Source organism: Nocardia sp. 149-1B, assembly GCF_057747975.1.
Genome location: NZ_CM173233.1, coordinates 4,978,070 through 4,998,093 on the forward strand (window position 1 = coordinate 4,978,070; position 20,024 = coordinate 4,998,093).

At 71.4% G+C, this 20,024-nt stretch carries 18 protein-coding genes; 11 read left to right on the plus strand and 7 right to left on the minus strand.

The window, feature by feature from the left end; translation table 11 throughout:
* Nucleotides 1-61: 61 nt before the first annotated feature.
* From AC3ANS_RS23835 to AC3ANS_RS23855, 5 genes are all read left to right on the plus strand, one after another.
* Entirely contained in the window at nt 62-1,099 is a 1,038-nt protein-coding gene (locus AC3ANS_RS23835; RefSeq protein WP_488294047.1) for a hypothetical protein, read from the plus strand.
* A 150-nt stretch (nt 1,100-1,249) separates the two neighbouring features.
* Nucleotides 1,250-1,525, plus strand: a complete 276-nt coding sequence (locus AC3ANS_RS23840; protein WP_488294048.1) for a DUF3311 domain-containing protein — start codon at nt 1,250-1,252, stop codon at nt 1,523-1,525.
* Between the two features lie 7 nt (nt 1,526-1,532).
* The gene (gene mctP / locus AC3ANS_RS23845; RefSeq protein ID WP_488294049.1) at nt 1,533-3,152 is read left to right on the plus strand and encodes a monocarboxylate uptake permease MctP; all 1,620 of its coding nucleotides are present in this window, start codon (nt 1,533-1,535) and stop codon (nt 3,150-3,152) included.
* A 9-nt stretch (nt 3,153-3,161) separates the two neighbouring features.
* Complete coding sequence (locus AC3ANS_RS23850) at nt 3,162-4,373, plus strand: acyl-CoA dehydrogenase family protein (protein ID WP_488294050.1); 1,212 nt, start codon at nt 3,162-3,164, stop codon at nt 4,371-4,373.
* Nucleotides 4,370-4,957 (plus strand): hypothetical protein, encoded by a 588-nt coding sequence (locus AC3ANS_RS23855; protein WP_488294051.1) that lies wholly within the window; start codon nt 4,370-4,372, stop codon nt 4,955-4,957. The genes AC3ANS_RS23850 and AC3ANS_RS23855 overlap by 4 nt, the downstream gene beginning before the upstream one ends.
* Here AC3ANS_RS23855 and AC3ANS_RS23860 read toward each other — a convergent pair.
* The 5 genes from AC3ANS_RS23860 to AC3ANS_RS23880 all read right to left on the minus strand — a co-directional run bounded on the left by AC3ANS_RS23860 (nt 4,947) and on the right by AC3ANS_RS23880 (nt 8,270).
* Nucleotides 4,947-5,921 carry an LLM class flavin-dependent oxidoreductase gene (locus tag AC3ANS_RS23860; protein WP_488294052.1) on the minus strand — a complete coding sequence of 325 codons (975 nt, stop codon included), beginning with the start codon at nt 5,919-5,921 and terminating at the stop codon, nt 4,947-4,949. The two genes, AC3ANS_RS23855 and AC3ANS_RS23860, sit on opposite strands and share 11 nt — an antisense overlap.
* A 36-nt stretch (nt 5,922-5,957) precedes the next feature.
* Nucleotides 5,958-6,179, minus strand: a complete 222-nt coding sequence (locus tag AC3ANS_RS23865) for a hypothetical protein (protein ID WP_488294053.1) — start codon at nt 6,177-6,179, stop codon at nt 5,958-5,960.
* 179 nt (nt 6,180-6,358) lie between these two features.
* Nucleotides 6,359-7,267: a GNAT family N-acetyltransferase gene (locus AC3ANS_RS23870; protein ID WP_488294054.1), complete on the minus strand. Its 909-nt coding sequence runs from the start codon at nt 7,265-7,267 to the stop codon at nt 6,359-6,361.
* A 93-nt stretch (nt 7,268-7,360) separates the two neighbouring features.
* Nucleotides 7,361-7,951 (minus strand): YceI family protein, encoded by a 591-nt coding sequence (locus AC3ANS_RS23875; protein WP_488294055.1) that lies wholly within the window; start codon nt 7,949-7,951, stop codon nt 7,361-7,363.
* A gap of 166 nt (nt 7,952-8,117) precedes the next feature.
* A complete protein-coding gene (locus AC3ANS_RS23880; RefSeq protein ID WP_488294056.1) occupies nt 8,118-8,270 on the minus strand; it encodes a hypothetical protein in 153 nt (50 codons plus the stop codon).
* A gap of 250 nt (nt 8,271-8,520) precedes the next feature.
* Here AC3ANS_RS23880 and AC3ANS_RS23885 point away from each other — a divergent pair, with 250 nt between their 5' ends.
* The 4 genes from AC3ANS_RS23885 to AC3ANS_RS23900 all read left to right on the plus strand — a co-directional run bounded on the left by AC3ANS_RS23885 (nt 8,521) and on the right by AC3ANS_RS23900 (nt 14,656).
* Nucleotides 8,521-8,799, plus strand: coding sequence for a hypothetical protein (locus tag AC3ANS_RS23885; protein WP_488294057.1), 279 nt, complete (start codon nt 8,521-8,523; stop codon nt 8,797-8,799).
* A gap of 19 nt (nt 8,800-8,818) precedes the next feature.
* Complete coding sequence (gene glmS / locus AC3ANS_RS23890) at nt 8,819-10,651, plus strand: glutamine--fructose-6-phosphate transaminase (isomerizing) (RefSeq protein ID WP_488294058.1); 1,833 nt, start codon at nt 8,819-8,821, stop codon at nt 10,649-10,651.
* A gap of 77 nt (nt 10,652-10,728) precedes the next feature.
* Nucleotides 10,729-12,834 (plus strand): phosphocholine-specific phospholipase C, encoded by a 2,106-nt coding sequence (locus AC3ANS_RS23895; protein WP_488294059.1) that lies wholly within the window; start codon nt 10,729-10,731, stop codon nt 12,832-12,834.
* 82 nt (nt 12,835-12,916) lie between these two features.
* Complete coding sequence (locus tag AC3ANS_RS23900) at nt 12,917-14,656, plus strand: DEAD/DEAH box helicase (protein ID WP_488294060.1); 1,740 nt, start codon at nt 12,917-12,919, stop codon at nt 14,654-14,656.
* A gap of 17 nt (nt 14,657-14,673) precedes the next feature.
* Here AC3ANS_RS23900 and AC3ANS_RS23905 read toward each other — a convergent pair whose 3' ends face one another.
* Nucleotides 14,674-15,513, minus strand: a complete 840-nt coding sequence (locus AC3ANS_RS23905; protein WP_488294061.1) for an NAD(P)/FAD-dependent oxidoreductase — start codon at nt 15,511-15,513, stop codon at nt 14,674-14,676.
* A 46-nt stretch (nt 15,514-15,559) separates the two neighbouring features.
* On the opposite strand from AC3ANS_RS23905, the gene AC3ANS_RS23910 reads away from it, so the two are divergent.
* Both AC3ANS_RS23910 and AC3ANS_RS23915 read left to right on the plus strand, forming a co-directional pair.
* The gene (locus tag AC3ANS_RS23910; protein ID WP_488294062.1) at nt 15,560-15,955 is read left to right on the plus strand and encodes a MerR family transcriptional regulator; all 396 of its coding nucleotides are present in this window, start codon (nt 15,560-15,562) and stop codon (nt 15,953-15,955) included.
* A 10-nt stretch (nt 15,956-15,965) separates the two neighbouring features.
* Entirely contained in the window at nt 15,966-17,867 is a 1,902-nt protein-coding gene (locus AC3ANS_RS23915) for a penicillin-binding transpeptidase domain-containing protein (RefSeq protein WP_488294063.1), read from the plus strand.
* 9 nt (nt 17,868-17,876) lie between these two features.
* Here AC3ANS_RS23915 and AC3ANS_RS23920 read toward each other — a convergent pair whose 3' ends face one another.
* Nucleotides 17,877-19,982, minus strand: a complete 2,106-nt coding sequence (locus AC3ANS_RS23920; RefSeq protein WP_488294064.1) for an elongation factor G-like protein EF-G2 — start codon at nt 19,980-19,982, stop codon at nt 17,877-17,879.
* Nucleotides 19,983-20,024 lie beyond the last annotated feature (42 nt).

Consider the following 20,024-nt stretch of genomic DNA (forward strand, 5'->3'; position numbering starts at 1 on the left):
GGAAGGGCGTTCTCGGTGACGCCCATGCCTCATTACCTGTCAACGCAAGGAGATCGTCGTCATGACGGCTCAGTCCCGGATCCGCAGTCTCGCCATCGGTGCGGCCGCGGCCGCGCTGCTCGGCCCGATGGCCATCGTCGGCGCGCTCGCGAACCCGGCCTCTGCCGCGGTCGGCCCGCGCCCGCACGAGGTCTACATGTACAAGGTCGAGGCGCACGTCGACCTCAGTGGTGAGTTCCCCGACAACGCCGGCGAGACCTACCTCTCGTGCAACGACGGGGACTACGCCCTCGACGGGATGTGGCGCGTCGACCACGTCGACCAGGCCAACCCGCCCGACACGTTCGGCGACGAGCGCGACGTGGTGTTCCACGCGTCGTACTCGAGCAGCAAGAGCCAGTGGTACTTCCGCTACGAGAACTACGCCGACGGCAACGCTCAGGTGAAGCTCTTCGTGACGTGCATCCGCAAGCAGACCGAGGCGAACGCCGCGCACAAGCACGGCATCGACCTGACCGACCCGATCGGGTTCTCGCACCCCGGCATGCTGCACGGGACCTACCAGGCCGGCTTCGCTCACGCCGCGCAGTGCGCGCCCGGGTACTCCGCCGTCGCTCCGGGCTTCGACTTCGTCCACAACGAGCGCGGTCGGCTGATCGGCAGCTACCCGACGCCCGACTTCGGGGGCTGGCAGTGGGCGTTCGTCGTCGACACCGACAACACCGACATCAACGTCGCCTTCCGCTGCCTGAGCAACCGGGTCCTCGCGGCCACCGGGCACCGGCACGAGCTGATGATGAAGTGGCGGCCGAACGTCGACCCGTACTCCGGCTTCGACGACCACACCTGGTCCAACGGCATCCAGGAGAAGCGGCTCTCGTGCGACGACGGCGCGAACGGCAGCGCCTACCAGGACTACAAGGCGATGGTGGGTGCGTTCTGGATCTACGACTGGCAGCACGTCTGGTTCCTCGGCATGGACCCGCGGCCCAAGACCCGCGCGTTCAGCTTCTGGGACCAGGGCGGCGGCGGCCACGTCCTCTACAACGTGTTCTGCGTGCGGTCCCGCACGGGCAAGCAGATCTCTCCCTCCAGCTGAGCCGACGAGCGTGACCCCGGACTGAGCTCCACCTCCGAGACCGAGCCCGTCCCGCCGCGTGCGGGGCGGGCTCGATCACGTGCGTCCGCAGCCACCGAAGTGGGTACGTGAGCGCCGTCACGGCTGTTCATCCATCTCGGGAGGTGTGCCATGGCGTCGCGACGCCGTTGGATCCTGGTCGCTCTGCTGCTCGCGCCTGCGGTCGTGCTGCCGCTGTGCGTGCCGCTCTACAACCGCGAGGAGCCGGCGTTCCTCGGGTTCCCGTTCTACTACTGGTTCCAGTTCCTGCTGATCGTGGTCTCGGTGGCCCTCACGGTGCCGGCGTACGTCGTGGCGACCGCCGCCGACCGGGCCGGACGGGTGGCACACGGGCTGCCGCCGGAGCCGGACGGAACCGGCGCGCACCGCGAGCACGGGCAGCGGTGACCGGCCGATGATCGAGAACGTCAACGGCGTCGTCTTCGGCGTGTTCGTGTTCCTGTTCCTGGTCGTCACGGTGCTCGGCTTCGCGGCGGCGCGCTGGCACCGAGCACAGAGCCTGGACAGCCTCGACGAGTGGGGCCTGGGCGGGCGGGGCTTCGGCACGTTCATCGCCTGGTTCCTGATCGGCGGCGACATCTACACCGCCTACACGTTCATCGCGGTGCCCGCGACCCTGTACGCCGGGAGCGCGGTCGGGTTCTTCGCGGTGCCGTACACGATCGTGGTCTACCCGCTGATCTTCGTGTTCCTGCCCCGCCTCTGGTCGGTGAGCCACCGGCACGGCTACGTGACCCCGGCCGACTTCGTCCAGGGTCGCTACGACAGCCGGCCGTTGGCGCTGGCCGTCGCGCTGACCGGGATCCTCGCGACCATGCCCTACATCGCGCTCCAGCTGGTCGGCATGCAGGTGGTGCTGCAGGTGATGGGGATCGGCACGGACAGCGACAACTGGCTGGTCAAGGACTTCCCCCTGCTGGTCGCGTTCGTGGTGCTCGCCGCCTACACCTACTCCAGCGGCCTGCGGGCGCCCGCGCTGATCGCGTTCGTCAAGGACTCGTTGATCTACGTGGTGATCATCGTCGCGGTGCTCTACCTGCCCAGCCAGCTCGGCGGGTGGGACCACATCTTCACCGCCGCGAAGGACTCGTTCGCGCAGTCCAACGTGACAGGTACGGCGCCCCCGAAGTCCGATCGGCCGGCCGGCGTCGAGTGGGCCTACGCCTCCCTGGCCCTCGGCTCCGCGCTGGCGCTGTTCATGTACCCGCACTCCGTCACCGGGGTGCTCTCCACCCGCAGCCGCTCGGTGATCCGCCGCAACGCGGCCCTGCTGCCGGCGTACTCCTTCCTGCTCGGGCTCCTGGCGCTGCTCGGCTTCGTCGCGATCGCCGCCGGGGTCAAGGTCGACAACCCCCAGCAGTCGGTGCCACAGCTGTTCGAGAACGAGTTCAGCCCGTGGTTCGCCGGCGTCGCGTTCGCCGCGATCGTGATCGGCGCGCTGGTGCCCGCGGCGATCATGTCGATCGCCGCCGCCAACCTGTGGACCCGCAACATCTACCGGGCCTTCATCAACCGTGACGCCACGCACGCCCAGGAGGCCAGGCAGAGCAAGATCGCGTCCCTGTTCGTGAAGTTCGGGGCGCTGGTGTTCGTGCTCGCCCTGTCGAAGGACTTCGCGATCAACCTGCAGCTGCTCGGGGGTGTGTGGATCCTGCAGACGCTGCCGGCGATCGTGATCGGCCTCTACACCCGGTGGTTCCACCGGTGGGGCCTGTTCGCGGGGTGGGCGGTCGGCATGGCCTGGGGCACCTGGCTCGCGTACGGCGTCGCCTCGCCCCAGCAGCAGCACTTCGGCGGGCCGCTGGTGGCCTTTCCGGGCACGGAGACCAAGGTCTACATCGCGCTGATCGCCTTCGTGGCCAACGTGCTGGTCGCTGCGGTCCTCACCGTGGTGTTCCGAGCGATGGGCCTCGCCGAGGGGGTCGACCAGACCCGGCCGCAGGACTACCACGCGGACGCAGGCGACCCCGGGGTCGAGGCCGAGCTGGAGCCGCACGAGCGGGCCCACGCGTAGGGTCGGCGCGTGACGCCGTCGTTCGAGCTCGACCAGGACCACCTCGACCTGCGCGCCTGGGTCCACGACTTCGCCGCCGACGTGGTGCGCCCCGCGGCGGCGGAGTGGGACGAGCGCGAGGAGTTCCCCTGGCCCGTGGTCGAGGAGGCCGCGAAGGCCGGGCTGTACTCCGTCGACTTCATCGTCGCCCAGGCGCTCGACGAGACCGGCCTCGGGTTCCCGATCACGATGGAGGAGCTCTTCTGGGGCGATGCGGGCATCGGGCTCTCGATCGTGGGCACCTCGCTCGCCGCCGCGGGAGTCCGGGCCAACGGCACCGACGAGCAGGTCGCCGAGTGGGTGCCGGCGATGTACGGCGCGCCGGGTGACCTCAAGCTCGGCGCGTTCTGCTCCTCCGAGCCCGACGCCGGCTCCGACGTCGGGGCGATGCGCACCCGCGCGACGTACGACGAGGCCAGCGACGAGTGGGTGCTCAACGGCACCAAGACCTGGGCCACCAACGGCGGCATCGCCGACGTCCACGTGGTGACCGCGGTCGTCGACCCCGAGCTGCGCACGCGCGGGCAGGCCAGCTTCGTCGTGCCGCCGGGCACCGAGGGGCTCAGCCAGGGGCAGAAGTTCCACAAGCACGGCATCCGCGCCTCGCACACCGCCGAGGTGGTGCTCGACCAGGTCCGGGTGCCCGGCCGCTGTCTCCTGGGCGGCAAGGACAAGCTCGACGCCCGCCTCGCCCGAGCCCGCGAGGGGACGCGGGCCGGTGGCAACGCCTCGATGGCGACCTTCGAGCGGACCCGCCCCGCGGTCGGCGCCCAGGCCATCGGCATCGCCCGGGCGGCGTACGAGGTGGCGCTCGACTACGCGAAGACCCGCGAGCAGTTCGGCAAGCCGATCATCGAGAACCAGGCGATCGCCTTCACCCTCGCCGACATGGCGACCTCGATCGAGGCGTCGCGGCTGCTGGTGTGGCGCGCCGCCTGGATGGGCCGACAGGGCAAGCGCTTCGAGCAGGCCGAGGGGTCGATGTCCAAGCTGTTCGCCGGCGAGACTGCCGTACGCGTCACCGGTCAGGCGATGCAGATCCTCGGCGGCAACGGCTTCACCCGCGAGTACCCCGTCGAGCGTTGGGCGCGCGACGCCAAGATCTACACGATCTTCGAGGGCACCTCGGAGATCCAGCGCTTGGTCATCGCGCGGTCGATCTCGGGCGCGCCGATCCGGTGAGTCGCCAGCGGTTCCGCGGTGCGATCGCCGGCGTCGGCACCACCAGTGGCGTCCGCGTGGTGGTGGGGCGTTGGGACGAGTCGCCGTACGGCGCGTTCGCCGACGCCATGGTCGAGACGGCCGGCGGTCACCGCGTGCTGGTGGCGCCGACCGCCGAGGTCGCCGACTTCGTGGCCACGACGTACGTCTTCGACGAGGTGCGGGTGGAGCGGATCGCCGTCGACGGCTGGGACGTCGAGTCCGCGTCCCTCACGCTCCGGCTCGAGGTCGGCGGCCGGACCGGACTCGGTCACGTGCTGCGGCTGGTGCCGCGCCGGATCGCCGAGAGCCCGGCGTGGTGCGCGGTGACCGACCCGGTCGCACGCATCGCCCTGCGCGGCGTCCGCACCCGCGGCTCGGCGGGCAACGGACGCCGTGAGTGGTACGGCGCGACCGACCACCACGCGATCGCCGCGATCGCCGGGGCCTTCGACGGGTCCGACCTCGGCCGCCTCGTGCCGGTCAGCCCGCCGCCGCGGTTCGGGTTCTCCTCCACCCCGCCGCGGCCCTCGGTGACGACGGTCGTGACGACCGTCAGCTCCTGACCGCCGGCAGCACCGTCTCGCACACGAGCCGCAGGCTCTCCCAGGACGGCTCGGCCGGCAGCCCGCCGCAGGCGGGGTGGCTGGTGACGAGCGCGATGTCGCCGGAGCGGCAGCGCTCGATGAGCTCGTCGGCGGTGAGCACGACGTACACCCCGGCCGCCCGCATCTCCTCCACCGTGCGCGAGTGGTCCACGACGTACGACCCCGCCTCGCCGTGCCACTCCTGGTAGGCCACGGCGTCCGCGAGCAGGTGGTGGCCGTAGCGCTCCCAGAACTCCTCGGGCCGCTCGGCGCAGAAGACGTTCGCCGGCCCGCCCTCCGGCGCCCGCAGCACGAACCCGGGCTCGCGCCCCGCGGCCCGACAGGTGGCGTCGTAGATCTCCTTCAGCACCGGGTCGCCGTGCTGGGGCTGGAAGTTGAGCCCCAGTCGCGCGGCCCGGCGGGCGGCGGCCGGCGAGCCGCCGCCGTAGAAGAGGAACGGGTGCGGCTGCGAGTAGGGCGCGGGCGTGACCTCGCCGGACGACCAGGCCTCCAGCACCCGGCCGATCCGCTCCTCGACGTCACGGCCACGGGTCTCCCACGAGCGGTCGTAGAGCGCGTACTCGACCGGCCGGTAGCCCAGGCCGAAGGTGTAGCTGACCCGGCCCTTGCTGAGGTGGTCGAGCACGGCGATGTCCTCGGCGAGACGGACCGGCTCGTAGAGGTTGACCAGCAGCGCCGAGACCGTGATCGAGATCCGGGTGGTGACCGCGGCGAACGCCGAGGCGACCAGCAGCGGGCTGGGCAGGTAGCCGTCGTCCGCGGCGTGGTGCTCGGAGACCATCAGCGCGTCCTGGCCGTGGCGGTCGACGTACGCCGCCTGCTCGACGGCCCGCGCGAAGATCTCCTGCCGGGCGGCCGGGTCGGCTCCGGGGGCCCGGAAGTCGTAGCGGGTGGCGAACCGGGTCCTCGGCGTGCGTGGCATGGGCTCAGCCAACCAGACGGCTGGAACCTGTTCTCGTCACCTCGGGTGGTGGTGGTAGTGGAGGTGGTACGACGTGTCGTCGGTCGTCCAGCAGTGCCAGGTGAAGTTCAGGCGGAAGAGGCCTCCCCCGACGTCGTGGAGATGGGTCCGTCGGACGCAGGTCCAACCATCCGGCGGGCCGTGCCGCAGGGAGTGGATCGCGAGTCCTTCGGCCTCCGCGCACCCGATGCCGTTCACGTTGAGCGCGGTGACGACCATGCCATGGATGGTCGGCGGCGGGCACGCTACGAGATCGGAGGCGGAGGCGGGTGCGGCTCCGCTCAGGCCGACGAGGGAACCAGCCAGAAGAGTCGCGATCGCGATCAGGACACGCATCCGCCGACCCTAGACGCGCTCGCGATCCTGGGGTGGGTTACGCAGGTTCGTTCCAGTCCCGACTAGACATGGATCGCGCGGTTCACCCAGGTCGAGGCCACCGTCATGCCGACCTTCTCGTAGAGGCCGAGCGCGCCGGTGCGCGAGTCGGTCGCGAGGCCCGAGGAGGTCGCCCCGTGGGCGCGGGCCGCCGCGAACGCATCGACCAGCATCGCCTGGGCGATCCCCCGGCCGCGCTGGTCGCGTCGGGTGGCGACCTTGTTGATGTAGCCCTCCTTGTCGCTGGCGACGAAGACCTGGGTCACCCCGACCACGGCGCCCTCGGGGTCGGTGACCACGCGCAGGTTCCAGGGCTCGAAGCCGGGGCGCCCGACGACGGTCGCCAGCCAGTCGTCCAGCGGCGTCCGTTCGCGCTCGGACCACTCGAGGAAGGCGTCCTCGACGACGGTCCAGCAGGCCTCGTGGTCGGCCGGCGTCGCCTCGCGGATCGTGTAGCCGGCCGGCAGGTCACGCGGCGGGATCTGGGCGTCGGCGGGCAGCTTGAGCACCCAGCTCTGCCAGCGGACGTGGTAGCCGAGCGCCTCGAGCAGCCGGTCGCCGGGGGATCCCTGCGGCACCGGCATGCCGATCACGGGCGAGCCGGCCTCGCGGGCCTTGGCCTGCATCCAGCCGGCCAGGGCGGTGCCGATGCCGCGGCCTCGGTGGTCCGGGTGGACGGCGGCGTCGCCGCGGTCGGCGCCCATCATCTCGGCGTACGCCACGAGACGGTCGCCGTCGAGGACGCCGACGGTGTTGGCGGAGACGTCGTACGACGGGCGGCCCCAGTCGCCGAGGATGTCGGCCTCCTCGATCGAGACAGTGCCCGTGTCGTGGGCCTCCTGGGCGGCCATCACCTCGGTCACGGCGGCGGAGTCGGAGATCAGCAGCGGCCGCTGGGAGAGGCCGTCGGGAAGGGTGAGTGGTTCGGGCACGGGGGTCATCGAAGCAGGAGACGCGAGACGGGGCCGCCGATTTTCCGGCGGCCCCGTCTCGCGGAGCGGTACTGGTCGAGACCAGTGGTGGGCTCAGGCGTTGCGGATCGCGGAGACGTCGAACTCGAGCTTGATCTTCTCGGAGACGAGCACGCCGCCGGTCTCGAGGGCGGCGTTCCAGGTCAGGCCCCAGTCCTTGCGGTTGATGGTGGTGCCACCCTCGAAGCCGATGCGCAGGTTGCCGAACGGGTCGCGGGCCGAACCGGTGGGCTCGAAGGTGATCGTGACGGGCTTGGTCTCGCCCTTGATGCTGAGGTCACCGGTGACGACCCAGTCGTCGCCGTCGCGCTCGACGTTGGTCGAGGAGAAGGTGATCTCCTTGTTGGTCTCGGCGTCGAAGAAGTCGGCGGAGCGCAGGTGGGCGTCGCGGTCGGCGACACCGGTGTCGATGCTGGCGGTCTGGATGGTCAGCTCCACCTTCGACGCGGCCGGGTTGGCGGTGTCGACGTGGGCGGTGCCGGCGAAGCCGGTGAACTGGCCGCGGACGGTCGTGACCATCGCGTGCCGGGTGCTGAAGCCGAGGCGGGTGTGCGTCGGGTCGATCGTGTAGTCGCCGGAGATGTCCTCGACGGCGGCGGTGGGGGCGTCGAAGGTCTCGTCGGACTTGCGGCTGAGGAAGGACATGGTGGCTCCTGGTGATGGTCGTCGGGTCGTTGAACCTTTGACCACCATAACCGGACCGGAGTCCGATTCATTCCCTCTAGCGGGAGAATTCCCAGCGAACGCAACAACCCGCCCGACCCTGTCGAGCAGGTCGTCGGGCGGGTTGCCGGGAATGTCTGAGCAGCGGTCAGGCTGCGTGCGGGGTGTGGTGCTCGAGGTGGGCGGGGGCGCCGGCCTGGGTCGGCGTCGTCCAGTGGGCCTCGAGGTGGGTCCGCCCGTGGGCGTCGGTCACGGGCACCCAGGTCTGCACCAGGTTGCTGGTCGTCGTGGAGTCGTTCATCGGATGCCTTTCGTTCACCTTCTGTTCATCTAGATTAGCCCACACCCACCCGGGTGTCACTATTTCGGCAAAATTCGCTCGACGCCCTCCACTCGGACCCCTCTCGGGCGGCGCGGCGGAGGCCGGACGCTCCACCCGGACCTCCGATGCGGACCTGACGCCAGAACCCTCGATCTCCGGGATTGCGCCTATCTGCCCGATATCGGGCAGATAGTTGCGCTTCGATCGCGTCCCGGAGCAGGATCGAGGTGTGTCAGCGCAGTCGGGGCCTCCGGACCCCGAGCTCGTCGCCCGGATCGCAGCCAGCACCGGGTTGTCGCCGAGCGAGGCGGCCCGAGTGGTCCAGGACGTGCTCGCCTTCCATGCCGAGTCGGTGGAGGAGTACGTCCGCCGCCGCCACGCCGAGCTGCGGACGTACGGCGCTCGCAACGACCAGATCTTCGCGTGCCTCGCGGCCGAGGTCGCGGGGCGGGTGGTCGCGGCGCCCGCGCTGACCGAGCGGCAGCTGCGCCGCATCGTGTACGGATGACCTGAGAGGACCGATCGGGATGTGCGGAATCGTGGGGTACGTCGGGGCCCAGCAGGCTGCGCCGATCCTGGTGGAGGGTCTGACCCGGCTCGAGCACCGGGGCTACGACTCGGCCGGCGTGGCCGTGCTCGGGGGGACCGGGCTCAAGGTCGCCAAGCAGGCCGGCCGGGTGCGTGACCTCGCCGACCGACTGCCCAAGCGCTTCGCCGGCAAGGTCGGCGTCGGGCACACCCGCTGGGCCACCCACGGCGCCGCCAACGACGTCAACGCCCACCCGCACACCGACGCCAAGGGACGCGTCGCGATCGTGCACAACGGCATCATCGACAACGCGGCCGCGCTGAGGCACCGCCTGGCCGACGAGGGCGTGGACCTGGTCAGCGAGACCGACTCGGAGGTGCTGGCCCACCTGGTGGCGCTCTCGGAGGCCGAGACCCTGGAGGGCAAGGTCAGCGAGTCGCTGGCACTGATCGAGGGCACCTACGGCATCGCGGTCATGCACGTCGACTTCCCCGACCGCATCGTCGCCGCTCGCAACGGCAGCCCGCTGATCGTGGGCGTCGGGGAGCGGGAGATGTTCGTGGCCTCGGACCTGGCCGCGATCGTCCGCCACACGACGACGGTCGCCCACCTCGACGACGGCGAGATCGCCAGCGTCACCGCGACCGGCTTCACGACCTACCGCCTGGACCTCACCTCCACCGCGAAGAGCGCGATCAAGCTGGACGTCGACCCCACGTCGTACGACGCCGGCGAGCACGACTCGTTCATGAGCAAGGAGATGCACGAGCAGCCCGCGGCGGCCGAGGCGGCGCTGCGCGGGCGGCTCGACGAGCGGTTCGGGACCGCCCACCTCGGTGGGTTGAACATGGACGCCCGGGAGAACCGCGCGATCCGGCGCGTGAAGATCCTCGGCTGCGGATCGGCTTACTACGTCGGCCAGATGGGGGCAGGCCTGGTCGAGGAGCTCGCTCGGATCCCCGCGGACGCGGAGGCGGCCAGCGAGTTCCGCTACCGCAACCCGATCATCGAGCCCGACACCCTCTACGTCGCGGTGAGCCAGTCCGGCGAGACCATCGACACGCTGCTCGCGGTCCAGGAGATCCGGCGCAAGGGCGGCCGCGTGGTCGGCCTGGTCAACGTCGTCGGCAGCGCGATCGCGCGCGAGTGCGACGGCGGCATCTACCTGCACGCGGGTCCGGAGGTCGCGGTCGCCTCCACCAAGGCGCTCACGAACATGTTCGTCGGCTTCGCGCTGCTCGCGCTCCAGCTGGGGCGCGTCCGCGACCTCTCGATCGCCGACGGACGCCGCCTGATCGCGGGGCTGAACCGCCTCCCGGCCCAGATCGAGGAGGTGCTCGCCCAGGAGGACGGGCTCGCCGGGCTGGCGGAGCGGCTCGCGGAGGCCGAGAGCCTCTTCTTCGTCGGCCGGGTGCGAGGGTTCCCGGTGGCCCGGGAGGGCGCCCAGAAGTTCAAGGAGATCTCCTACCGCCACGCCGAGGCCTACCAGACCTCCGAGCTCAAGCACGGGCCGCTCGCGCTGATCTCCGAGGATGTGCCGACGGTCGCCATCGTCCCGTCCGACGAGCTGACCGACCGCAACGTCGGCGCGCTGCACGAGATCGCGGCCCGGCGCGGACCGCTGGTCGTGGTCACGCACGAGGACGTCGACCTCGGTGAGCTCGCCGAGCACGCGGACGTCCAGCGCATCGTCGTACCCCGCAACGAGCGCGAGCTCGACCCGATCCTGCTCACGATCCCGCTGCAGCTGCTTGCCTACCACGCCGCCCTGCACCTGGGCCACGACATCGACAAGCCGCGCAACCTGGCGAAGTCCGTGACCGTCGAGTGAGGCGCTGACCGCCGACGGTCGCCGGCTCGACGCCCGGCGTTCATCCATCCGAGCGGGCGGGCTGCTCGGATGGAGGCGTGAACCAGATCTCGGGTCCTTCTCGCCGCCAGGTCCTCGGGGCGGGCGCCGCCGCCGCGGGCGCCGTCGCCGCCTCCACGCTCCTGCCCGCCTCCCTGCACCGTGCGATGGCGGCCCCGGTCCGCCCCGGCGGGCTCCGGGCCGTCGAGCACGTCGTCCTGCTCATGCAGGAGAACCGGTCCTTCGACCACTACCTGGGGCGCCTGCGCGGCGTTCGGGGGTACGGCGACCACGACCCGCTGCGGCGCCGCGCCGGCGGGTCGGTGTTCGCCCAGGCCGACGGCTCGCGCGACGTCCTGCCGTTCTCGGTGCGCGACGCCGCGAGCGTCGCCGGCCGCCCGGCGACCGACATCCAGTACCTCGGCGGCCTCCCGCACGGGTTCTCCGACGCGACCCAGGCCTGGGCGGACGGCTGGTACGACCAGTGGATCCCCGCCAAGACCGTCTCGACGATGACCTACTACGACCGTCGCGACATCCCGCTGCAGTACGAGCTGGCCGACACGTTCACGACGCTCGACGCCTACCACTGCTCGGTGTTCGGGTCGACCAACCCGAACCGCAACTACTGGTGGACCGGAACGACCGGCTTCGAGCCGGACGGCGTCCGTCGCGCGGTCGGCAACGACGCCTACGACTACGCGCACGCCGGGTATGACTGGACGACGTACCCCGAACGGCTCGAGGCGGCGGGCGTCTCCTGGCAGATCTATCAGGAGTGGGACAACTTCACCGACAACGCGGTGGAGTACTTCAAGCCGTTCAAGGCGATCGGCACCAAGATGCTGCAGCACGTCGACGGCACCTACCGCACCACCGAGGAGTTCTACGACTCCCTGCGTGACTTGCCGGCGGCCGAGCAGGACGCCCGGCTCGCCCAGCTGGCGAAGGGCCGGGAGTCGTTGACCCCCGCCGAGCGGTCGCTGTTCGACCGCGCGATGTACCGCAGCAAGCCGGGCACGCTGCTCGACCGGATCCGCGCCGACATCCGCTCCGGCACACTCCCGACGGTGGTGTGGGTGGTGCCGCCCGCGTCGGAGTCCGAGCACCCCGGAGCCTCCACGCCCGTCGGCAGCGCCAACCTCGTGCACGACCTGCTCGACGTCATCGCCGCCGACGTCGACACCTGGTCGCGCCTGGCACTGCTCCTGAACTTCGACGAGAACGACGGGTTCTTCGACCACGTCCCGCCGCCCGTCGCGCCGCGGCCGTCCTCGGGCAACGACGACGACTGGTACCTCGGGCACCCGGTCGGGCCCGGTCCGCGGGTGTCGATGACGATCGTGTCGCCGTGGACCGTCGGCGGGGTGGTGGACTCCTCGCTCGCCGACCACACCTCGACGATCCGGTTCCTCGAGAAGGTCACCGGCGTGCGGGAGCCGAACATCTCCGACTGGCGTCGCCAGACCCTCTCGGACCTCACGAACGCCTTCGACTGGGACCGGGCCGGTCGGCCGCCGAGCACCCAGCAGCCCGACCCCGTCCCAGCCCCGATCACCCGGTGGCACCCCGACCCGCCCGCAGACCAGGCGATGCCGACCCAGGAGGCCGGTCGCCGGCCAGCACGGGCACTGCGCTACCAGCCGACCGTGTCCGGCAGGCCCACCGGCGGCGCGCTGAACCTGGTGCTCGCCAACGGTGGCGACCAGGCCGCGGCGTTCACCGTCTACCGGTACGGCGACCTCGGCGCCCGACCCACGTTCCACCAGGTCGGCGCCGCGGGCCAGGAGCTCGTGGCGGTCCCGGCCATCACCGACTGGGACGTCGTGGTGCAGGGGCCCAACCGGTTCTGGTGCGAGCTGCGCGGCACCGCGACCGGCCGAGCGGCCAAGGTCGACGTACGCCCCTCGATCGTGCGTCGGCGAGCCACGCTCGGCCTGGACCTCGTCAACGACGGCAAGGCGGACGTCACCCTCGTCCTGAAGGCCTCGCGCTACGCGGCCGGCCGACGCAGCGTGCGGGTGCCGGCGGGCGCGCACCGCACGATCACCTGGCCCACCGACCACGGGTGGTACGACGTCGAGGTCACCGCCGTCGAGGACGACACGTTCCGTCGCCGGCTGACCGGACGGGTCGAGACCGGGCGACCCACGCTGACGGCCTGAGGCCGGATCGTCATCGGAGGGTGACCCAGCCCACCGCGACGACGAATCCGCCACCGGCGCCCGCACCCACTACCGTTGACGGGTGAGCAGTGACGAGAACGACGAGACGACCACCCCCGAGGTGACGTTCGCCGACCTCGGGCTGAGCGAGCCCGTGCTCAAGGCACTGGCCGACGTCGGCTACGAGACGCCTTCGGCGATCCAGGCCGCGACCATCCCCCCGCTGCTGGCGGGGCGCGATGTCGTCGGCCTCGCCCAGACCGGGACGGGCAAGACCGCGGCGTTCGCGCTGCCGATCCTCTCCCGCCTCGACCTCTCCCAGAAGTCGCCCCAGGCGCTGGTGCTGGCCCCGACCCGTGAGCTCGCGCTCCAGGTCTGCGAGGCGTTCGAGCGCTACGCCGGGCGGATCAAGGGCGTGCACGTCCTGCCCGTCTACGGCGGCCAGGGCTACGGGGTCCAGCTGAGCGCGCTGCGTCGCGGCGTGCACATCGTCGTGGGCACCCCCGGCCGCATCATGGACCACCTCGAGAAGGGCACCCTCGACCTCTCCGAGCTGCGCTTCCTGGTGCTCGACGAGGCCGACGAGATGCTCAACATGGGCTTCGCCGAGGACGTCGAGACGATCCTCGCCGACACCCCCGAGGACAAGAACGTCGCGCTGTTCTCGGCGACGATGCCCGCGCAGATCCGCCGGATCTCCAAGAAGTACCTCAACGACCCGGCCGAGATCACGGTCAAGAACAAGACGACGACGTCGGCGAACACCACCCAGCGCTACCTGATGGTTTCCTACCCGCAGAAGGTCGACGCCCTCACCCGCATCCTCGAGGTCGAGAACTTCGAGGGCATGATCGTGTTCGTCCGCACCAAGAACGAGACCGAGACCCTCGCGGAGAAGCTCCGCGCCCGCGGGTTCTCCGCGATGGCGATCAACGGTGACGTGCAGCAGACGCAGCGCGAGCGCACGGTCAACCAGCTCAAGTCCGGCAAGCTCGACATCCTGGTCGCCACCGACGTCGCTGCCCGTGGCCTCGACGTCGAGCGCATCAGCCACGTCGTCAACTACGACATCCCCACCGACACCGAGTCCTACGTGCACCGCATCGGGCGCACCGGCCGCGCCGGCCGCAAGGGCGACGCGATCTCGTTCGTGACCCCGCGTGAGCGCTACCTGCTCAAGCACATCGAGAAGGCGACCCGGCAGCCGCTCACGCTGATGCAGCTGCCCACCGTCGAGGACGTCAACGTCACCCGGCTGTCCCGCTTCGACGACGCGATCACCGCAGCGCTCGCCAACACCGAGCGGATCGAGCGGTTCCGCGACATCGTCCAGCACTACGTGCGCGAGCACGACGTGCCCGAGGCCGACGTCGCCGCGGCGCTGGCCGTGGTCGCCCAGGGCGACACCCCGCTGCTGCTCGACCCGAGGGACGAGGTCCGGGCTCCCCGCGACGATCGTCCGGCGCGCACCGACCGTCCCGACCGGGGCGCCCGCCCCGAGCGCGGGGAGCGCCGGCCGCGCGGTCGCACCGACGTCCCGATGGCGACATACCGCATCTCGGTGGGCAAGCGGCACAAGGTCGAGCCCCGTCAGATCGTCGGCGCGATCGCCAACGAGGGTGGCCTGTCCCGGCAGGACTTCGGGCACATCGACATCCGTGCCGATCACTCGCTCGTCGAGCTGCCCGCCGACCTCCCCGGTGGCGCCTGGGACAAGCTCCAGTCGACCCGCATCTCGGGCAAGCTGATCGAGCTCACCCGCGACAGCGGCGGGCCCCGTGCCGAGTCCGCCCAGAGGAAGCCGCGCCACAAGAGCAGCTGAGTCGGGACGACTCCACGTCAGAGCAGGTACGCCGCCATCGCGGCGCCGGCCACCAGCCCGGACGCGGCGGCGGTGAGAACGGACGCCATCGGCATCGGCAGGTCGGGGTGATGGGCCAGGTCGCCGGCTGCGTGCACCCCGGGGACGCTCGTCCGTCCCATGACGTCGACCTCGACACAGCCCGACGGCAGCATGGTGAGTCCGAGCTGCTCGGCGAACGGCGCCGCCTGGCTGAGGGCGGTCGCGACGAACAGGCCGCCGTACTCCTCGCTGGACCCGTCGTCGAGGACCATCCGGAGGCCGCCGTCGCTGCGTTCGACGCGGGCCACGCGCTCGGGGTCCACCCCCTCGACCGAGGACGCGACCGGTCCCATCAGTCCGACGAGGTGGCCGGGGTCGCCGAGCACCGCGACCCGCCGACCGGCGAGCTCGTGGCCGTGGCAGAACGGGCAGTGCGCGACCACGTCGCCCCACAGCTCGGCGAGGCCCGGCACCGCGGGCAGACCGTCGCGGACGCCGGTCGCGAGTACCAGGCCGCGGGTGGTGATCTCCTCGTCGCCGACGACCACGCGGAAGCCCGCACCGTCGCGGCCGACCGAGGCGACCACCGCGTCGCGCAGCGTCACGGTGTCGTAGCCGGCGAGGTCGCGGCGGGCCGCGGCCCGCAGCTCGGCCGGTGGGGTGGCGTCATGGCCCAGGAAGTTGTGCATGTGGCGGGCCGGGTCGTTGCGGTAGCGACCGGCGTCGAGGAGCAGCGTGCGGCGGTGCACGCGGCCGAGCGTGAGAGCCGCCTGAAGGCCTGCGGAGCCGCCGCCGATCACGACGGCGTCGTACTGGAAGGTGTCTGAGATTGTCATGCACACGAGGATGTGACTTCATGTCAACATGAAGTCAAGTGGGACGGTGGCAATCGGTGAGCTTGCCGCACGGGTCGGCCTCGAGACCCACGTGCTCCGGCACTGGGAGGACGTCGGCTTGCTGCGCCCCGAGCGCGACGGAGCCGGCAGGCGCCGGTACCGCCGCGACGACCTGGTGCGGGTCGCGGTGATCATGCGCAGCAAGGCCGCCGGGATGTCGCTCGACCAGGTGCAGGTGCTGCTCGACGCCGAGGCGGTCGATCGGCACCGGGTGCTCGAGGCCCACATCGCCGACCTGGACCGTCGGATGGAGGAGATGCGCCGATCCCGGGCGATGACCGAGCACGCCCTGCGGTGCCGCGCCCACGACATCGCCACCTGCCCCCGGTTCAAGGCCGCGGTCGACGACATGGTCGGCGCCGCGGTCGGCGCGGGCTGGTAGAACCGACACCATGCGTCCGGGCCGCCGACTCTCTCTCGCCACCACCGCTCTCGTCATCGCGAGCGCGGCCATGACCGCCTGCGACGCGACCGACAAGGTGTCCGGGCCCGATCCGGACGACGCCGCGGACGCGTTGGCGGCCGCGCTGGTCTCGGGCGACTTCGGGGCGGTCGCCTTCACCGACGAGACCCCCGACGACGTGGCCAAGGACTACGCCGAGGTCGTCGACCGTCTGGGCGACCTGACTCCCGCGGTGACGGCGGGCGACGCCACCGTCGCCAAGGAGAAGGAGGACGCCGCGACCGCGACCCTGTCCTGGACCTGGCCGGTCGCGGGCGAGGAGTGGAGCTACACCACCGAGGCGTCGCTGACGAAGACCGACGACGAGTGGCAGGTCGCCTGGTCGCGCGACCTGGTCGAGCCGAGCCTGGGGGCCGGCACGGTCCTCGACGCGACGCCGATCGGTGGCGGGCGCGGGCCGGTGCTCGGCGCCGGCGACGTCGCGCTCGTGACCGAACGCCCGGTGGTGCGCTTCGGCATCGACCGCTCGCTGGTGCCGGCCGCACGGGCCGGCGAGTCCGCCCGCCGGCTGGCGCAGCTGGTGGACGTCGACGCGGCGCCGTACGTCAAGCAGGTCGAGGCCGCCGGCGACAAGGCGTACGTCGAGGCGATCGTGTTCCGCAAGGACGACGTCCCGGTCGCCGTGGGCCAGGGCTACCAGGCGATCCCGGGAGCGCGGGCGCTCGCCGATGACATCCCCCTGGCGCCCACGCACGACTTCGCGGCCCCGATCCTCGGCAGCGTCGGCGCCGTGACCGCCGAGATGATCAAGAAGGACCCCGACGCCTACCAGGTCGGTGACCAGGCCGGGCTGTCCGGGCTCCAGGCGAGGTACGACGCGCAGCTGCAGGGCACCGACGGCGTGGAGATCGACGCGGTCGCCTCCGACGGTCGCGAGCGCGAGCTCTTCCGGGTCGACGCCAAGCAGGGCGAGCCGCTGCGGCTCACGCTCGACGAGCGGTTGCAGCTGGTCGCGGAGGACGCGCTCTCCTCCGTCGGCCCGGCCAGCGCGCTGGTCGCGATCCGGCCATCCACCGGAGCGATCGTGGCCGCGGCCAACGGCCCCGGCAACGACGGCTACAACATGGCGACGTTCGGTCAGCTCGCGCCGGGCTCGACGTTCAAGAGCGTGAGCAGCCTGGCGCTGCTGCGCGCGGGCCTCACCCCCGAGTCGGTGGTGCCCTGCACGTCCTCGATCGTCGTCGACGGCAAGCGCTTCGAGAACTACGACGACTACCCCAGCGGAGCGTTGGGCGACATCCCCCTGCGCACCGCGATCGCCAACTCCTGCAACACCGCGGTGATCTCCCAGCGCGGCAAGCTCCACGACGGCGACCTCGCGGCCGCCGCGGCCTCGCTGGGTCTCGGGATCGACCACGACCTCGGGTTCCCGGCGTACTTCGGCAGCGTCGAGCCGCCGGCGTCGGAGACCGAGGCGGCGGCCGACCTGATCGGCCAGGGCACCGTGCTGGCCTCACCGATGGCGATGGCCACCGTGATCGCGTCGGTGCAGGCCGGTCACACCGTGGTGCCCCGGCTCGTGAGGTCGGTGGACGTGTCGGTGCCCGACGAGGCCACACCGCTGACCAAGGGCGAGGCGGACGCGCTCCGCTCGATGCTGCGCGGGGTGGTCACCTCGGGCAGCGGCATCGGCCTGCTCGACGTTCCCGGTCCTCCGGTGATCGCGAAGACCGGGACCGCCGAGTTCGAGCGTGGCGGCAAGGTGCTGACCCACGCCTGGATGATCGCCGCCCAGGGCGACCTCGCGGTGGCGGTCTTCGTCGACGTCGGCTCGTCGGGCTCCGGCACCGCCGGCCCGATCATCGAGGCGTTCCTTCGCGGCGCTCGCTGAGCCGTGGTTTCAGGCCTCCCGGGTCGTCACGTTGCGGGCGACCTCCTCGGGCATCGGCTCGTAGTGGGCGAACGTCCGGGTGAAGACGCCGGCGCCGTGGGTGGCCGAGCGCAGGTCGACGGAGTAGCGGACCAGTTCGGTCTGCGGGACCTCCGCCAGCACTCGCGTGTGGTCGTCGCCGGCTTTGTCGGTGCCGAGCACCCGGGCGCGGCGTGAGGACAGATCGCTCATCACGGGACCGACCATGTCGTCGGGCACGACCACCGTCACGGTGTCGTACGGCTCGAGCATCGTCACCGTCGTGGCCGCCGCGGCCTCGCGGAGCGCGAGTGCGCCGGCCATCTGGAAGGCCATGTCCGAGGAGTCGACCGCGTGGGCCTTGCCGTCCAGCAGCGTCACCCGCAGATCCACCACCGGGTAGCCGTGGCGCACCCCGCGCTTCATCTGGGCCCGCACGCCCTTCTCGACGCTGAGGATGAACTGACGGGGTACGGCGCCGCCGACCACCTTGTCGACGAACTCGAAGCCCCCGCCTTCCGGCAGTGGCTCGACCTCGATCTGGCACACGGCGTACTGCCCGTGCCCGCCGGACTGCTTCACGTGCCGGCCGAGCCCGGCGCCCTTGCCGCCGAACGTCTCGCGCAGCGACACCACGAACGGGACCTGGTCGACGTGCACCGCGTAGCGCTCGGTGAGCCGCTCCAGCGTGACCTCGGCGTGGGACTCGCCCATGCACCAGAGCACGAGCTGGTGGGTCTCGGGGTTGTTCTCGATGAGCAACGACGGGTCCTCCGCCGCCAGCCGCGACAGTGCCTGCGAGAGCTTGTCCTCATCGGCCTTGCTGCGCGCGACGATCGCGGTCGGCAGCAGCGGCTCGGGCATCGACCAGGGCCGGAGCACCCGCGGCTGGTCCGACGCCGACAGGGTGTCGCCGGTCTCGGCCCGCGAGAGCCGGCCGACGGCGCACAGGTCGCCCGCGACGACCCGCTCGGTGGGGACCTGCAGCTTGCCGAAGGCGTGCCCGAGGTTGCCGACCCGCTCGTCCTCGTCGTGGTCGGCGTGCCCGGCGCCGTCACCGAAGAACGAGGTGAAGTGACCCGAGACGTGCACGGTCTGGTCGGGGACCAGCGTCCCGGAGAACACCCGGACGAGGCTCAGCCGGCCGACGTACGGGTCACTGGTCGTCTTCACGACCTCGGCGACCAGTGGCCCGTCGGGGTCGCAGCTGATCGGGTCGGCCGCCGCGCCCGACGGCAGGAACACGTCGGGGGAGGGGTGCTCGGCCGGTGAGGGGAACGCCCGGACGGCGAGGTCGAGCAGCTCGGCGCAGCCCACCCCGGTCACCGAGCAGACGGGTACGACGGGGAAGAACGTCGCCCGCGCGACCGCCCGCTCCAGGTCCTCGACGAGGACCTTCTCGTCGATCTCCTCACCGCCGACGTAGCGGTCCATGAGGCTCTCGTCCTCGGACTCCTCGATCACGGCCTCGATCAGGTCGCCGCGCAGCCCGGTGGCCTCGGCCTCGGCGCTCGGCGAGAGCAGACCCGTGACCCCGGTGACCTCCGCACCGTCGCGGACCGGCACGTACAGCGGCATGACCCGCTCGCCGAAGGAATCCTGCGCCTGGCGCAGCAGTCCCTCGTAGTCGGCACGGGCCTGGTCGAGCTTGGTGACCACGACCGCGCGCGGCATGCCGACGGCTGCGCACTCGCGCCACAGGGTACGGGTGGACTCGTCGATGCCGTCGTTCGCGGCGATGACGAACAGCGCGCAGTCCGCCGCCCGCAGCCCAGCGCGCAGCTCGCCGACGAAGTCGGCGTATCCGGGGGTGTCGACGAGGTTGACCTTCACGCCCTCGTGGACGAGGGGGGCGACGCTGAGGGAGTTCGTGCGGCCGTGGGCGTGCTCGGAGTCCTCGTGGTCACAGACGGTCGTCCCGTCGCGGACGGAGCCGGCGCGCGGTATCGCGCCTGCGGCGGCGAGCAGCGTCTCTGCGAGGGTGGTCTTGCCGGAGCCCGCGGGCCCCACCAGCACCACGTTGCGGATCCGGTCCGGGCTGCTCGCCGCCAGATCCTGTCCCGATGCTCTCCGGTTTGCGCCGCCCTTGTCTGCCATGACCACTCCTGCTGCCACGGGTCTCGCTGATGGGACCTCCGT

What these genes read in the sequence shown, in the direction of transcription:
- AC3ANS_RS23835 (WP_488294047.1), top strand. Translation starts at nt 62, where the DNA reads ATGACGGCTCAGTCCCGGATCCGCAGTCTCGCCATCGGTGCGGCCGCG.
- AC3ANS_RS23840 (WP_488294048.1), top strand. Translation starts at nt 1,250, where the DNA reads ATGGCGTCGCGACGCCGTTGGATCCTGGTCGCTCTGCTGCTCGCGCCT.
- mctP (WP_488294049.1), top strand. Translation starts at nt 1,533, where the DNA reads ATGATCGAGAACGTCAACGGCGTCGTCTTCGGCGTGTTCGTGTTCCTG.
- AC3ANS_RS23860 (WP_488294052.1), bottom strand. Translation starts at nt 5,921, where the DNA reads ATGCCACGCACGCCGAGGACCCGGTTCGCCACCCGCTACGACTTCCGG.
- AC3ANS_RS23865 (WP_488294053.1), bottom strand. Translation starts at nt 6,179, where the DNA reads ATGGTCGTCACCGCGCTCAACGTGAACGGCATCGGGTGCGCGGAGGCC.
- AC3ANS_RS23875 (WP_488294055.1), bottom strand. Translation starts at nt 7,951, where the DNA reads ATGTCCTTCCTCAGCCGCAAGTCCGACGAGACCTTCGACGCCCCCACC.
- AC3ANS_RS23880 (WP_488294056.1), bottom strand. Translation starts at nt 8,270, where the DNA reads ATGAACGACTCCACGACGACCAGCAACCTGGTGCAGACCTGGGTGCCC.
- glmS (WP_488294058.1), top strand. Translation starts at nt 8,819, where the DNA reads ATGTGCGGAATCGTGGGGTACGTCGGGGCCCAGCAGGCTGCGCCGATC.
- AC3ANS_RS23905 (WP_488294061.1), bottom strand. Translation starts at nt 15,513, where the DNA reads ATGACAATCTCAGACACCTTCCAGTACGACGCCGTCGTGATCGGCGGC.
- AC3ANS_RS23915 (WP_488294063.1), top strand. Translation starts at nt 15,966, where the DNA reads ATGCGTCCGGGCCGCCGACTCTCTCTCGCCACCACCGCTCTCGTCATC.
- AC3ANS_RS23920 (WP_488294064.1), bottom strand. Translation starts at nt 19,982, where the DNA reads ATGGCAGACAAGGGCGGCGCAAACCGGAGAGCATCGGGACAGGATCTG.